The organism is Streptomyces antarcticus (assembly GCF_026627255.1).
Taxonomy (GTDB): domain Bacteria; phylum Actinomycetota; class Actinomycetes; order Streptomycetales; family Streptomycetaceae; genus Streptomyces; species Streptomyces antarcticus.
In genome coordinates, this window is sequence record NZ_JAPNLM010000008.1 from 22146 (window position 1) to 35403 (window position 13258).

15 protein-coding genes and 1 pseudogene are annotated in these 13258 nt (G+C 70.5%); 10 read left to right on the forward strand and 6 right to left on the reverse strand.

The features are described from left to right. Nucleotides 1-887: 887 nt before the first annotated feature. The gene (locus OTB16_RS14310; protein ID WP_267720530.1) at nt 888-1241 is read right to left on the reverse strand and encodes a hypothetical protein; all 354 of its coding nucleotides are present in this window, start codon (nt 1239-1241) and stop codon (nt 888-890) included. Here OTB16_RS14310 and OTB16_RS14315 point away from each other — a divergent pair. Both OTB16_RS14315 and OTB16_RS14320 read left to right on the forward strand, forming a co-directional pair. Next, nucleotides 1232-1433 (forward strand): annotated as a pseudogene (locus OTB16_RS14315) (hypothetical protein); the annotation flags it as partial. The gene OTB16_RS14310 and the pseudogene OTB16_RS14315 sit on opposite strands and share 10 nt — an antisense overlap. Further along, the gene (locus tag OTB16_RS14320) at nt 1412-1861 is read left to right on the forward strand and encodes a GNAT family N-acetyltransferase (protein ID WP_324290827.1); all 450 of its coding nucleotides are present in this window, start codon (nt 1412-1414) and stop codon (nt 1859-1861) included. The pseudogene OTB16_RS14315 and the gene OTB16_RS14320, both read left to right, overlap by 22 nt. 650 nt (nt 1862-2511) lie before the next feature. Here the strand turns inward: OTB16_RS14320 and OTB16_RS14325 are convergent. Then, the gene (locus tag OTB16_RS14325) at nt 2512-3180 is read right to left on the reverse strand and encodes an ArsR/SmtB family transcription factor (protein WP_267720531.1); all 669 of its coding nucleotides are present in this window, start codon (nt 3178-3180) and stop codon (nt 2512-2514) included. Between the two features lie 89 nt (nt 3181-3269). Between OTB16_RS14325 and OTB16_RS14330 the strand changes: the two genes are divergently transcribed. After that, nucleotides 3270-4634, forward strand: a complete 1365-nt coding sequence (locus OTB16_RS14330; RefSeq protein ID WP_267720532.1) for an MBL fold metallo-hydrolase — start codon at nt 3270-3272, stop codon at nt 4632-4634. Continuing rightward, nucleotides 4631-5902, forward strand: coding sequence for an MFS transporter (locus tag OTB16_RS14335; RefSeq protein WP_267720533.1), 1272 nt, complete (start codon nt 4631-4633; stop codon nt 5900-5902). The genes OTB16_RS14330 and OTB16_RS14335 overlap by 4 nt, the downstream gene beginning before the upstream one ends. Before the next feature lie 40 nt (nt 5903-5942). Here the strand turns inward: OTB16_RS14335 and OTB16_RS14340 are convergent, their stop codons facing one another. Then, nucleotides 5943-6356 carry a heavy metal-responsive transcriptional regulator gene (locus tag OTB16_RS14340; protein ID WP_267720534.1) on the reverse strand — a complete coding sequence of 138 codons (414 nt, stop codon included), beginning with the start codon at nt 6354-6356 and terminating at the stop codon, nt 5943-5945. A gap of 80 nt (nt 6357-6436) precedes the next feature. On the opposite strand from OTB16_RS14340, the gene OTB16_RS14345 reads away from it, so the two are divergent. After that, nucleotides 6437-8761, forward strand: a complete 2325-nt coding sequence (locus OTB16_RS14345) for a heavy metal translocating P-type ATPase (RefSeq protein ID WP_324290823.1) — start codon at nt 6437-6439, stop codon at nt 8759-8761. Between the two features lie 61 nt (nt 8762-8822). Here the strand turns inward: OTB16_RS14345 and OTB16_RS14350 are convergent, their stop codons facing one another. From OTB16_RS14350 to OTB16_RS14360, 3 genes are all read right to left on the reverse strand, one after another. Then, nucleotides 8823-9101, reverse strand: a complete 279-nt coding sequence (locus tag OTB16_RS14350) for a heavy-metal-associated domain-containing protein (protein WP_267720535.1) — start codon at nt 9099-9101, stop codon at nt 8823-8825. 13 nt (nt 9102-9114) lie between these two features. Beyond that, nucleotides 9115-10278 (reverse strand): urease accessory protein UreH domain-containing protein, encoded by a 1164-nt coding sequence (locus OTB16_RS14355; RefSeq protein ID WP_267720536.1) that lies wholly within the window; start codon nt 10276-10278, stop codon nt 9115-9117. A 127-nt stretch (nt 10279-10405) separates the two neighbouring features. Further along, nucleotides 10406-10810, reverse strand: a complete 405-nt coding sequence (locus tag OTB16_RS14360; RefSeq protein ID WP_267720537.1) for a hypothetical protein — start codon at nt 10808-10810, stop codon at nt 10406-10408. 206 nt (nt 10811-11016) lie between these two features. Between OTB16_RS14360 and OTB16_RS14365 the strand changes: the two genes are divergently transcribed. The 5 genes from OTB16_RS14365 to OTB16_RS14385 all read left to right on the forward strand — a co-directional run bounded on the left by OTB16_RS14365 (nt 11017) and on the right by OTB16_RS14385 (nt 13254). Continuing rightward, the gene (locus OTB16_RS14365; protein ID WP_267720538.1) at nt 11017-11241 is read left to right on the forward strand and encodes a hypothetical protein; all 225 of its coding nucleotides are present in this window, start codon (nt 11017-11019) and stop codon (nt 11239-11241) included. After that, nucleotides 11238-11465: a hypothetical protein gene (locus OTB16_RS14370; RefSeq protein ID WP_267720539.1), complete on the forward strand. Its 228-nt coding sequence runs from the start codon at nt 11238-11240 to the stop codon at nt 11463-11465. The genes OTB16_RS14365 and OTB16_RS14370 overlap by 4 nt, the downstream gene beginning before the upstream one ends. A 14-nt stretch (nt 11466-11479) precedes the next feature. Next, nucleotides 11480-11779 carry a thioredoxin family protein gene (locus OTB16_RS14375; RefSeq protein ID WP_267720540.1) on the forward strand — a complete coding sequence of 100 codons (300 nt, stop codon included), beginning with the start codon at nt 11480-11482 and terminating at the stop codon, nt 11777-11779. Between the two features lie 179 nt (nt 11780-11958). Then, complete coding sequence (locus OTB16_RS14380; RefSeq protein WP_267720541.1) at nt 11959-12408, forward strand: MFS transporter; 450 nt, start codon at nt 11959-11961, stop codon at nt 12406-12408. Continuing rightward, complete coding sequence (locus OTB16_RS14385) at nt 12409-13254, forward strand: MFS transporter (protein WP_267720542.1); 846 nt, start codon at nt 12409-12411, stop codon at nt 13252-13254. The last annotated feature ends 4 nt before the right edge of the window (nt 13255-13258 follow it).

Here is a 13258-nt window from a genome sequence, read left to right on the forward strand (position 1 = left end):
GCCGCGGCGAGACTTACGCGCGGCTTACACATGTACTACGGAAAGTGACCATGGACTGTATGACGGCCATGAGGTAACCCGCTTGGCTCACGCGGCGTAGCCGTCTGTCTCACGCCACCACGGTTCCGCCGGCAGCGGCTCAAGGAACCTGCCGTGATGGGTGTCGCTCCAGCGATCGGGTAGGCGACGCTCAGGAGGACACCACGGCTACCCACCACTCCCCCCACGCGGTTCCGTCGACCCAGGCGCACGCCTTTCCGGCAGCGCGTTCACGACCGAGAGCGGCACGCAGGCTTGAACACCCAAGTGGGTGCGCCGATTCACCGCGGGGTGCTCCGCTCCACCGTGCACGGCGATGCGAACACGGAACTCGCGCCCCGCGGCCTCGAATTGCAGACCCGTGACCCCTGTCCCTCCGGATGACGGGATGATCACCAAGCTCGGGCACAAGCACCTACGCCGACACGACCTCCGGCACACGGGCCTGAGCGTGCTGCGGGCGCCTCGATCGATACCCGCGCAGATCGTCGCGGTCCACTGACGCGGTCAAGGCGGGTTGCACCCCCACGAGGTCCCCACGGGGTCCTCACATGGCCCTCAGGAACGATCAAGGGGCCGTTTCAGATTGCTCTGAAACGGCCCCTGATCTGCGACTTCGAAAAGTCGGGACGACAGGATTTGAACCTGCGACCCCTTGACCCCCAGATCGATGGGTCGGAGGAAATTTCGCGACATACGCCTCAATCTGAGGGCGCACAGCGTGCACATACGTACCTGCCGTGCGCCCACCGACGTGGGCGCTGGTCCCCAACTGGTCCCCAAGAGGCACCACATAACCCTCGGGCCCGCCCCCCGTCACAACAGACGGGCGCCAGGTGGAAAGCGGCTCAGGGAGCGGGGTGACGCCGCTTCCGTTCGGCTCGGCGTCGCAGGTCGCGGATGACCTCATACCAACGCCAGGAGCCGTCCCAGTCGCAGTCCTCGTGCCCGCCGGGCTCCCAGTCCGCAAGCTCTTCCAGCTGCTTGATCAGGGCATCCGGTTCGACAGGAGCGCGGTAGGTGCGATCGTCGTCGAGCTGGCCGGCGATGTCGTGGAGTTGGTGGGCAGCGCGGTAGTAGGAGAGTTGGGTGTCGGTCAGCCGGCGCGCAGCGTAGCCGCCGCACTTGCTGCACCAGTCCCAGTCGTCACGGGCCAGCAGGTCGGAGACGCTCAGGAGGTCGTCGCCGTGTGCACGACGCACCCGCCCTCGCACAGGCCGACGTAGGCGTCGCGATGAACACCGGAACCTCGGCCGCCAAAGAGGCCGGGAACATGGTGGACCTGGACTCCAACCCCACCAAGCTCATCGAAATCGGCAAGCAACTTCTCATCACCCGAGGCGCGCTCACCACGCTCTCCATCACCAACGACGTGGCGAAGTACTTCGCGATCATCCCGGGGAGTCTCCGTACGCCACCTGACGGCCGAGGACGCACAGGACCTGACCGCCCTCGGACCCAAGGCCGCCTGGATCCACTCGATCTGGGGCGGCCCGCACGCCCTGGCAAGCTCCGGCGCCGCCTCGGGCGCCTTCCAGCGAAACCACCTCCTCGCGGTGGCCTGCACGTACATCCTCGGCAGCCGCTACGAGGACATCGCCGTCCTCGCCGACCCGGCCACCGGCGCCAACACCTGGCCCTCGCCTGTGTCGCCGCCCTGTGCGCGGACATCGCGGCCCGCGGCCGCACCCCCAGCTGGAGCTGCTCCCGCGACAACCGCCCCAGCCGCCTACTCGCCTGGTCGGCCGGCTTCCGCCTGACCCGCGAGTACATCCACTACGCCACCGGCCCCGCCCGCACCCGCGCCCCGCTCGCAGGCTGACATCCTCCAAGGCCCACTTGTCCTGCGAGTTGAAGATGACGAGGCGTTCGACGGACTGTCGGACTCCTCCACTTCACTTCGCCCATGACGAGGCAGTGGTTTGTCGGCAGTTCCGGCCGCTGCTGCTTGCCGGGTTCCGGCATGAACCCGCCATGACGGCCTGGCTATCGTGGGGTCTGTGCCGGAAGGGGACTGATGGACGGGAACCCCGCCTACCAAGCGATCGCCCTCGGCGTGGCCACTCTGGCGGACGGCGGAAGGGGCCGTCCCGTCAAGTGGAGCAGGAGGTGCCGGTTCGGCTCCCGGCGACAGCTTTCCGCGCCCCCGCCGATCACCTCGCACCAGCCGTCCCTCTTCGCCGGATGCCCCGTTGCATCGAGGGAGCAACGACCAGCCGATACCTGTCACGAAGGAGCTGAAGTCGTCCCTCCTGACGTTCCGGGCCTCTGTCTGCCCGGCCGGAGTGATGGCTCCGGCCGTACAGCCACCGGCGAACCAGGCCGACAGGCCTGGGCCTTCCATCGAGAGCGATGGCGGGAATGGGACCCGCGCTATCGGCTTGGGGATCGCTGATGCGCGGGGGTCGATGGCCTCTGGGGCGCCATCCGTGAGGGCCCTGCTGGCCCTGTCGACCGCCGGTGGGTTGTTGCTCAGGCGGCTGTGCCGGTGGTGACGGGCAGGTCGCTCAGGCGCCATTCGAGCATGCCCTCGGCCAGGCGCAGCGCGCGTCGGCCGCGGTGGTTGAGCAGGCGGACGGCGTCGTGGGCCAGGACGCAGTTGGCGCCTCGGCAGTACGCGACGATCTCGGTGCCGGCGGGGAGTTCGGCCAGACGTGCTTCGAGTGCCTCCAGGGGGATGGAGAGGGCGCCGGGGATGTGGCCTGCCGTGTATTCCTCGGACGGGCGCACGTCGATGACGGTGGCGGTGCCGGCCGCGACGCGTTCCAGCAGTTCCTCGCGGGTGAGCTGGTCGGTGTCGGCGGGGCCGAGGTAGTCGGTGCGGGCGGCCTCGACAGCGGCGAGGTGCGTGCGGGCGACCTGCTGCAGCAGTGCGTAGAGGGAGGCGACGTCGCCTCCCGCGAGCCGGTAGTGGATGCGCACTCCCTCGCGGCGTGTGGCGACCAGTCCTGCCTGCTTGAGGGTCTGCAGGTGGGCAGAGCAGGTCGTGAGACCCAGCCCCGCCGCTTTGGCGAGGGCGTCGACGCTGCGCTCGCCCTGGGCGAGCAGGTCCAGCAGTTCCAGGCGCTTGCCGCTGGCCAGCGCTTTGCCGGTGAGCGCGAGCGCCTCGTACATGGCGGCTTTGCGGGTGGGGTCTCCCATAGCTTCCTCCATCAATCCATGGAATATTGTATGAGTAGGGAGGTGGTTGCGCCACCCTGACCCTGGTCCTACGCCCCTGGGAGTGTGTGATGAGCTTCGAAGACCGCCATCTGATGCCGCTGGTCGACGAGGGCCTGGGCAACAGTGCCTACCTGGTCGACCTGGGTGACGGCCGGGCGCTGGCCGTCGACGCCGCCCGGGATCTGCGCGCCCTGCGGGCTGCCGCGGACCGGCGTGACCTGAGGGTGGCGTTCGCCGCCGACACCCACCTGCACGCCGATTTCCTCTCCGGCGCGCTTCAGCTCGCCGCTGACGACGGCGCCCAGGTGCTGGCCTCCGCCGCCGGAAACCGGGCCTTCCTTCACACCGCTCTGGGCGATGGCGACGAGGTGGACCTCGGCGGGCTGACCCTGCGGGCGCTGGCCACCCCCGGCCACACCGATGAGCACCTGTCCTTCCTGTTGCTCGACGGATCGGCCGAGCTGGGGGTGTTCACCGGCGGGTCCCTGATCGTCGGCTCGGCCGCCCGCACCGACCTGCTCGGCGAGGAGCGGACGGTGGAACTTGCCCGCGCCCAGTACCGCTCCCTCCAGCGTCTGACCGCCCTCCCCGATGCGACCGGGGTGTGGCCGACCCATGGCGCCGGGTCGTTCTGTTCGGCACCGCCCGGATCTGAGCGGACCACCACCATCGGGGCGCAGAAGCGGGCCAACCTGCTGCTGACTGCCCCGGACGAGGACACCTTTGTGACGGCGCTGCTGTCCGGTCTCGGTTCCTACCCTGCCTACTTCGACCGCCTGGGCGAGATCAACCGCCGAGGCCCCGCTCTTATCGCCGCAGAGCCTGCCCTGCCGGCCCTGACCCCTGCCGAGGTGCGGACCCTGCTCGGCGAAGGCGCGTACGTGGTCGACGTGCGGCCGGTGGCGGAGTTCGCCTCCGGCCACATCCCTGGCGCGGTGTCCATCCCGCTGCGCGGCCAGTTCGCGACCTGGCTGGGCTGGCTGCTGCCCGACACCGTCCCACTCGTCTTCGTCGCCGGCCCCCGACAGGATCTGGCCGAGGTCACCTGGCAGTCCCTGAAGATCGGATACGAGCGCCTCGCCGGTCATCTGGGCGGCGGCATGATCGCCTGGAAGGCCGACGGCGGAGCAGAGCAGAGCATCGAGCTTCTCGCGCCCGGCCGCCTCGCCAACCGCCCGGTCCTCGACGTCCGGCAGGCGGCGGAGCACACCGCCGGGCACATTCCCGGCGCGCTGCACATCGAACTCGGCGACCTGGCATCGCACGCCGACCGGACCCCGGTCGGCGCCGTGGTCGCCTGCGGGCACGGCGAGCGCGCGATGACGGCGGCCAGCCTGCTGCAGCGCGCCGGACACCACGGCCTCGCCGTCCTCGACGGCGGCCCCGGCGACTGGGCCGCCGCCACCGGCCGCCCCCTGCGGGAGAGCCGGTGACCACCCCGCCCACCACCACCGGCCCTGCCGGAGGGATTCGGCTCGGACTGCGCGCCAACCTCGCCCAGTTCACCCTCCTCGTTGCCGTCAATGCCCTGGTCGGCGGCATGCTCGGCCAGGAACGCACCGTCCTACCCCTGCTGGCCGACCAGACGTTCCACCTCGACGGCTACACCTCGGCCCTGACCTACATCCTGGCCTTCGGCGCCACCAAGGCCGTCACCAACTTCTTCGCCGGCACCCTGTCCGACCGATACGGCCGCAAGCCCGTCCTGGTCGCGGGCTGGCTGATCGCCCTCCCCGTACCGGCGATGCTGGCCTGGGGCCCGTCCTGGGGCTGGATCGTCGCCGCGAACGTCCTGCTCGGCGTCAACCAGGGCCTGACCTGGTCCACCACCGTCATCATGAAAATCGACCTGGCCGGACCCGAACGACGCGGCCTCGCGATGGGCTTCAACGAGGCCGCCGGCTACGTCGCCGTCGCCGCGACCGCCATGGCCACCGGAGCCATCGCCGGCCACTACGGTCTTCGCCCCGCCCCGTTCCTCCTCGGCGCCGCCTACATCGTGCTCGCCCTGGGCCTGTCCACCCTCGCCGTCCGCGAGACCCGCGACCACGCCCGTCTGGAGGCCACCCGGCATCCGGCACCCGACAACCCCGACCACCACGGTGAACTGACTACCCGCCAGATCGCCTGGCTCACCAGCGCCCGCGACAAGGCCCTGTCCGCCGCCAGCCAAGCCGGCCTGGTCAACAACCTCAACGACGCCCTCGCCTGGGGCATCTTCCCGCTGCTCTTCGCCGCCCACGGCCTGTCCATCACTCAGATCGGTATCCTCGCCGCCCTCTACCCTGCCGTCTGGGGAGCCGGGCAGATGCTCACCGGCTGGTGGTCCGACCACATCGGCCGCAAACACCTCATCACCACGGGCATGCTCATCCAGGCTGCCGCCATCGCCCTGGTCGCCGCAGGCACCACCTTCGGAACGTGGGCCGTCGCCCAGATCCTCCTCGGCGCCGGCACCGCGATGGTCTACCCCACCCTGCTGGCCACCATCGGCGACGTCGCCCACCCCGCCTGGCGCGCCCGAGCGGTGGGCGTCTACCGCCTCTGGCGCGACGGCGGCTTCGCCATCGGCGCTCTCCTCGCCGGCATCCTCGCCGACGCCTACGGCCTCACCACCGCCATCTGGGCCATCGCCGCCCTCACCGCCGCCTCCGGACTCCTGGTCGCCGTCCGGATGTACGAAACCCACCCCCGCGCCTGAGTCACAGCGCGTGATCGTTTGCCGCCCTCTCCCGTTGCCGTCAGGCCGTTTCGGTGGGGGTGGCCTCGATGATGTGGCAGATGACGCCGGGTTCGCCGCGGCCGGCGGCCTGGTCGGCGCGGTCGCGTGCACTCTTCAGCGTCTCCCGGAGGGTCTGGAGGTCCTCGATGCGGCGGTCGATCTCGGCGAGGTGTTCGTCGAGGAGGCTGGTGACCAGGTCGCAGGGCTGTGCGCCCTGGCGCTGGAGGTCCAGGATGCGTTTGATCTCCTTCAGGCTCAGGCCGAGGGCTTGGGCCTGGCGGATGAAGTGCAGTTCGGGCAGCGCCTTCTCGGGATAGCTGCGGTATCCGGCCGCGGTGCGCTCCGCCGGGTCGATGAGGCCGTTCGCCTCGTACAAGCGCACGGCTTTGGGGCTCAGTCCGGCTTGTTTGGCCACTCGTCCGACGGTCAGCATGGGCTCGGTCTCCTGTGAGTGTGGATGCTGCCAGTGTGCGCTTGACCTTGCCCCAGGGGCAAGGTTTTAGCGTCAGGGTCATGACGACCACTGACATACCCGGAGCCGCCGCGGCGCCGGTGCAGACCGAGCCAGCGCGCACCGTCGACCTGTCGATCACGGGCATGACCTGTGCCTCGTGCGCGGCACGGATCGAGCGGAAGCTGAACAAGCTGCCAGGGGTGAGCGCGTCGGTGAACTTCGCCACCGCCGGCGCTCACGTCGGCTACGCCGACGATGTGACGACGCAGGACCTGATCGACGTGATCAAGGAGATGGGGTACGGGGCGGCCCTGCCCGCTTCGCCTGCTGCGGCCGGTGCGGAAAGCCAGGCAACCGACGCTGAGGGGTTCACCGGCGCGGAGGAGCGGCACGTACGGGCCCTGCGGGACCGGCTGATCTCTTCTGCGGTGCTGACGGTGCCGGTCGTGGTGATGTCGATGGTTCCGGCGACGCAGTTCCGGTTCTGGCAGTGGCTGGCGTTCGCGCTGGCCTCGCCGGTGGCTCTGTGGGGCGCGTGGCCCTTCCACCGGGCCGCCGCGCTGAATCTGCGGCACCGGGCCGTCACCATGGACACCCTCGTTTCGCTGGGTGTGCTGGCGGCCTGGGTGTGGAGTGTGTACGCGCTCTTCGTCGGCGGAGCCGGTGAGCCGGGGATGCGCATGGCGGTCTCGCTGCTGCCCCGCTCGGCCGCAGGCGGGCACGGCGGTCCGGCCGAGCTGTATCTGGAGGTGGCCGCGGCGCTGACCGCGTTCATCCTGGCCGGGCGGTTCTTCGAGGCGCGTGCCCGCAGGCGTGCCGGCGACGCGATCCGGGCGCTGATGGACCTGGGCGCCAAGGACGTCGCTGTCCTACGCGACGGGCATGAGGTGCGGGTGCCGATCGAACAGCTGGCGGTGGGCGAGGAGTTCGTCGTACGGCCCGGCGAGAAGATCGCCACCGACGGGGTCGTAGCCGAGGGTTCCTCCGCGGTGGACGAGTCGCTGCTGACCGGTGAATCGCTGCCGGTGGAGGTCGGCCCGGGTGACGCGGTCACCGGCGCGACCGTCAACGCCGGCGGCAGGCTCGTCGTACGGGCCTCGCGGGTGGGTACGGACACCAAGCTGGCGCAGATCGCCCGCCTGGTGGAGGAGGCGCAGACCGGCAAGGCGGCCGTACAGCGCCTCGCCGACCGGATATCGGCGATCTTCGTGCCGATCGTGATCCTGATAGCAGCCGGGACGCTGGCCGGCTGGCTGCTGCTCGGCCACCCGGTGGCACTCGCGCTGACCGCGGCGGTGGCCGTGCTGATCATCGCCTGCCCGTGCGCGCTCGGACTGGCCACGCCGACCGCGCTGATGGTCGGCACCGGACGCGGGGCCCAGCTCGGGCTGCTGATCCGAGGACCTGAGGTGCTGGAGTCCACCCGCCGCATCGACACGATCGTGCTGGACAAGACCGGCACCGTCACCGAGGGCCGCATGCGGCTCGCCGAGGTCGTCACCGCCGACGGTGAGGACCGTACGGAGATCCTGCGCCTGGCCGGGGCTCTGGAGCACGCCAGTGAACACCCGATCGCCAAGGCGATCGCGGACGCCGCCACCGAGGAGAATGGCGGCCTCACCCCCGTGACCGGCTTCGCCAATCACGCGGGGCGGGGCGTCACCGGGACCGTCGACGGCCGTCAGGTCATCGCGGGGCGGGCGAGCTGGCTCGGGGCCGAGTGGGGACTGGAGGTTCCGCCCGCGCTGCTCCGGGCCCAGCAGCAGGCCGAACGAGCCGGTCGTACGGTTGTGTTCGCAGCCTGGGAGGGCAAGGTACGCGCGGCCCTGGTGGTCGCCGACACCGTCAAGCCGACCAGTGCCGAAGCCGTCGCCCAGTTCAAGTCGCTCGGGCTGACGCCGGTGCTGCTCACCGGGGACAACGAGGCGGCAGCCCGGCACGTGGCCGCCGAGGTCGGCATCGACACCGTCATTGCCGAGGTCCACCCCGAGGATAAGGTCGCCGAGGTCAAGCGTCTTCAGGGGCTGGGCAAGGTTGTCGCGATGGTGGGCGACGGAGTCAACGACGCGGCCGCCCTCGCCCAGGCCGACCTGGGACTGGCCATGGGTACGGGCACCGACGCGGCGATCGCCGCGGCCGACCTCACCCTGGTGAAGGGGGACCTGCGCGGCGCCGCCGACGCGATCCGCCTCGCCCGTAAGACCCTTGCCACCATCAAGGGCAACCTGTTCTGGGCCTTCGCCTACAATGTCGCCGCCCTGCCGCTGGCCGCGCTCGGCCTGCTCAACCCACTGATCGCGGGGGCCGCCATGGCCTCCTCGTCGGTGTTCGTCGTCACCAACAGCCTTCGGCTGCGCCGCTTCCAGCCCGCCGGCCGCGCCTGAGCCGGAAAACCGGACCGCCCCGGCGACTTCGGTCACCGGGGCGGTCCTGCGTGCACGGGCGTCAGGCGGCGGGCCGGGCCTGGTACTCCCCGGCCTCCTCGACCGCCGCGATGAGCACGGCGGTTGCCACGGTGGCGCCCTCTTCCAGGCGGACGACGGTCCGACCAGCACGGGTATCGGTGCTCGACGAGCGGACGCCGGGGAGTTCCTCCAGCTCGTCGTCGATCAGCAGGCCGCAGCTGGTGCAGTGCATGCCCTCGACGAGGAGGACGACCTCTGTACCGGCTCCTGCTCCGGCCGAGGCATCGGACTTCGTCTTCTTACGGCTGAACAGGCTCACGTCCAGGGTCTCTCTACTTGAAGTCGATGCTGCCGGTCTGCATGCCCATGGCGCAGGTGAAGCGCAGGGTGCCCGCTTTGCGGGTGCCCAGGTCCACCGTGGTGTCGCCGTTGCGCTTGACGATCTCCTGAACGCCGAGTTCCGGGATGGTGAAGGCGCGGGCGCAGCCTCCGGAGTCCTTCCCGTGCAGCACCAGCGTGGTGGGCACGTCCGCCTTGGCGGTGAACTGGGTGGTCTCGTAGAAGTCAGTCACCGTCAGCGTGAGGATCTGCTGCCCGGAGGCGTCCATCCGTACGGGGGCGTCGGCCGCAGACGTCTTTCCGCTCCCGGCGTCTGCCTCGGCGCTGTTCTGGTCTCCGCCCTCGACGATGAACGGGCCGCTCGCTGCGGGCCGCTTGGCCGGGGAGTCGAAGGACACCCAGCCGCCGGCTTGCAGCCCGGACATGACGGTCCAGGCGGCGACCGCCAGCACCACCACACCAGTGAGGAAGGCGAGCTGGCCCGAGAGCGCCTTGCTGGTCCGGCGGAGTACGTAGCCGAGTACCGCGAACAGCGGCGCCGTCCCCAGCACGAATCCGAACATGACCGCAGCTCCGGCCACCGGCGAGCCGGCCGTGATCGCGAGCAGCTCCACGGACAGCGTCACCCCGCATGGTACGAGGACCGTGGCGAACCCGATCAGGGCCGGGGTGGCGGCCGAGTCGGTCTTCGCGCTGCGCCGCAGCAGCCGTCCGAACGAGGCGGGAGGCCGCGGCACCAGCCGCCCCACCGCCTTGACCCCGAATAGGTCGAGCGCGAACAGCACCATCAGCAGCCCGGCGGCGACCACCATCCCTGCCTGGACGCGGGGGCTGGGCTGCAATGCTGATCCGAAGATCCCCAGCAGCGCTCCGAGGAGAGTGTGCGAGAGCAGCTTCCCGGAGAGGAAGGCCCCCACCGGAGCCAGCTGCCCGGCCAACGGCTCGGGCGCCTGGGCCGCGGCGACCCGCTCAGCGGTGGCGGTACGGCCACCGGACTTCGGCCGCTTCGCGGACGCAGCGGCGGCGGGGACTCGGGCGGGGGTGCGGCGGGTGACCGCGCCGGCGAGGAGCCCCCCTTGGACGGCGGCGCAGGAAGCGCCACCGGCGAGCAGACCGGTGCTGAGACCGGTGATGAGCAAGGTGATGGACGACGGCATGCGTCGTAACTCCTATTCTGCGACAGCGGCACGCGCAGAGGGAACGCACAGTGAAATCGGGCGTGCCGAGGCGGACATGGGGACAGCGCGGCGTCCCGCGAGGCAGAGACTCACGAGAGGGGAGCTGTCACGTCCGTGACACACACAACCGATGTAGATCAGGAGGGGGCAGTACGCGCGGCGGCGTGTTCGGCTGCGACACCAGGGCAGCCGGCGGGCAGGTGGCCGTGTCCGGCGCGGCGTCGAGCACCGGAGCCGTCGGACCGTCGTTGACGACGGTCCCCTTCGGCGCCTCGCACACCTGCCGGGAGGTCGGACACTCAGGTCCGCTGTCGCTGAAATCGCTCGCCATCACCACATGCCCCGCAGGGGCATCCGAGCCGACCGTCGCGGATACAGCACCCATCGGGCCCGTCATCGCCATCGGCATCGCCATGGCGGAACGCGCCAGCCCGGTCAGGCAGAACATCAACGCGCACACCAGCAACGCCCCGGACCAAGTCCGGAGCGCCGGGGGCAGGCGTCGCGTCATGCGCGCCATCGTAGGCCACAGCCTGCCGCCGCCCCGCCGCGACCACTAGGGCGAACCATGACTTCCACCGATCCGGGCGACGAGCCGAACTGTCGCCCTTGACCTTGCCCCCGGGGGAAGGGTTTAGCGTCGTAGTGTCAGGCATCTGGAGGTCTGCTCTCCTCCGTGGACCTGCGATGCCGCCAGAACGGATCGGAGGACGGGTGATGGACAAGCTGCTGTACCTGCTGCCGCTGCTCGCATGCCCCATCGGCATGGGGCTGATGATGTGGTTCATGATGCGCTCCCGACATTCGGACACCGCGCAGCCGCCACAGACCGCCCCCACCACCGAACAGGAGCAGGAACTCATCCGCCTCCGCAAGGAGGTAGAGGCCCTGCGCAGTGAGATCACGCCGGAGACCGCTCCCGGCAAGGACGGCACACCGTGACCGGCATCTGGCTCCCCCTGGCCGCGACTCTCCTCGCCGTCGCCTTCATGTACGTGTGCTGCATCCGCCCGATGCGGCGCAAGGCCGGCTGCTGTACGACTCCGCCCCCACGCACCCGGGAGAGCGTCGACGAGGAGATCAGGAACACCCGTGAGGAACTGCGCGTGCTGCGTGAGCAGGCCGCCACGCGGGAGGCCCGCGCTCCCCGGGCCTCCGGCCGGTGACTGGGGACGAGGCCATGGAGCTCACCGTGCTGGCTGTGCCCGACTGCCCGAACGTTGCCCTACTGCTCCAGCGCCTGGAGCAGGCACTACCCGAGGCGCGAGCGCCTGTCCGGGTCCACGTGATCACGACCGACGCGGAGGCGGCCCGCTTCGGAATGCACGGCTCACCGACTCTGCTCGCGAACGGAATGGACCCCTTCGCCGCAGCGGGCGTCGGCACGAGTGTCTCCTGCAGGATCTACGGCGGCGCTGATGGACGCAGAGAAGGCGCCCCGAGTGTCGAGCAGCTGCGGGAAGTCCTTCAACGAGGCTGAGTACTTGCGGGCTACGGGTCTACCCGGCTGCTGCCGTTGGCGCGCACCTGCGATGCCGCGGAGCTCGCCTCCTGCGATCTGCCAGGTGATGGTGTCAGATGGATTGCAGTTTCGAGTCGGCATGCCTCATGCGATCGTCCACTGTGATCTGCGACGGGACGTTGTGCAGACTGCCAAGCATGACCGACACCGCACCACCTGCCGATACCGCTGCCGACCAGGCCTGGCTCACCCGGGTCAAGGGCATCGGCGCGGCCAGCTTCCTGGCCCATGTCGGTCACGAGATCCCGACCGCCCTGCTTCCTTCGCTGCTGACCTCCACCCTTGGGGCGCCGGCTGCCGCGCTCGGCGCGATCGAGGGCATCTCGGACGCGCTCGCGGGTGCGGCCCGGTTCGGTGGGGGCTTCCTGGCGGACGACCCGGCCCGTCGCCGGAAGGTCGCCGTCGGCGGCTATGCCACCACCGCCGCCCTCGGTGCCGCCACCGCCGGGGCCACCGCGGTCTGGCAGGTCGGCCTGCTCCGCGCGGCGGCCTGGACGGCCCGAGGGCTCCGGGTCCCCGCGCGCAACGCGCTGCTCGCGGACATCGTCCCGGCGAAGGCGTATGGCCGCGCGTACGGCTTCGAGTGAATGATGGACAACCTCGGCGCGATCTTCGGGCCGTTGTTCGCGCTCGGACGCGTCGCCTGGCTCGGCGTTCAGTGGGCCATCGGGCTCTCCGTCATCCCCGGCCTGCTGGCCGCGGCGGCGATCGTCTACGCGATCCGCAAGACCCCGAAGCCCACGAGCCGGGACAAGGTCCCGCTCAAGATCGGGGTCAAGCCGGTCCTCACCGGCGACCTCGGCCGGCTGCTGAGCGCGGTCGCGGCCTTCGAGGTCGGCAATGTCGCCGCCACGCTCCTGATCCTGCGCGCTTCGGACCTGCTGGCGCCCGGGCACGGCACGAAGACCGCGACCACGATCGCGCTCGGCCTCTACACCGTGTACAACGTTGCCGCCACGATCGCCTCCGTCCCCGCTGGACGCCTGTCCGACCGGCTCGGCACCCGTGGCCCGGTGATCGTCATGGCCGCCGGAGTCGGGGCATTCGCCCTCTCGTACGGCCTGTTCACCATCGACGCCGCCGCCTTCGCCTTCCTGGCGGTCCCCTTCGTCCTGGCCGGCATCGGCATCGGCGCTGTCGAGACCGCCCAGCACTCCGCCGTCGCGGCCCTGGCCCCGAAGGACCTCCGAGGCTCCGCCTTCGGCATGCTCGCCACGGTCCAGTCCCTCGGCAACCTCGCCGCCAGCACGATCGCCGGCATCCTGTGGACCGCGGTCTCCCCGACGGCCGCCTTCACGTACCTCACCGCCTGGATGGCGATCGCCCTGGCGGCCCTCCTCTTCTCCGCCGCCCGCGCGCGCGGGCGGCAACGCCTGCCTGAGAGACATACGCCTGGCCAACCGCTTCTGTGGGACCCCGAATTCGCGCCGTGACGCC

Bases quoted from the DNA above. Each gene is read 5' to 3' on its own strand.
- OTB16_RS14330 (WP_267720532.1), top strand. From the start codon at position 3,270: ATGAGCTTCGAAGACCGCCATCTGATGCCGCTGGTCGACGAGGGCCTG.
- OTB16_RS14375 (WP_267720540.1), top strand. From the start codon at position 11,480: ATGGAGCTCACCGTGCTGGCTGTGCCCGACTGCCCGAACGTTGCCCTA.
- OTB16_RS14385 (WP_267720542.1), top strand. From the start codon at position 12,409: ATGATGGACAACCTCGGCGCGATCTTCGGGCCGTTGTTCGCGCTCGGA.
- OTB16_RS14325 (WP_267720531.1), bottom strand. From the start codon at position 3,180: ATGGGAGACCCCACCCGCAAAGCCGCCATGTACGAGGCGCTCGCGCTC.
- OTB16_RS14345 (WP_324290823.1), top strand. From the start codon at position 6,437: ATGACGACCACTGACATACCCGGAGCCGCCGCGGCGCCGGTGCAGACC.
- OTB16_RS14355 (WP_267720536.1), bottom strand. From the start codon at position 10,278: ATGCCGTCGTCCATCACCTTGCTCATCACCGGTCTCAGCACCGGTCTG.
- OTB16_RS14360 (WP_267720537.1), bottom strand. From the start codon at position 10,810: ATGACGCGACGCCTGCCCCCGGCGCTCCGGACTTGGTCCGGGGCGTTG.
- OTB16_RS14340 (WP_267720534.1), bottom strand. From the start codon at position 6,356: ATGCTGACCGTCGGACGAGTGGCCAAACAAGCCGGACTGAGCCCCAAA.
- OTB16_RS14380 (WP_267720541.1), top strand. From the start codon at position 11,959: ATGACCGACACCGCACCACCTGCCGATACCGCTGCCGACCAGGCCTGG.
- OTB16_RS14365 (WP_267720538.1), top strand. From the start codon at position 11,017: ATGGACAAGCTGCTGTACCTGCTGCCGCTGCTCGCATGCCCCATCGGC.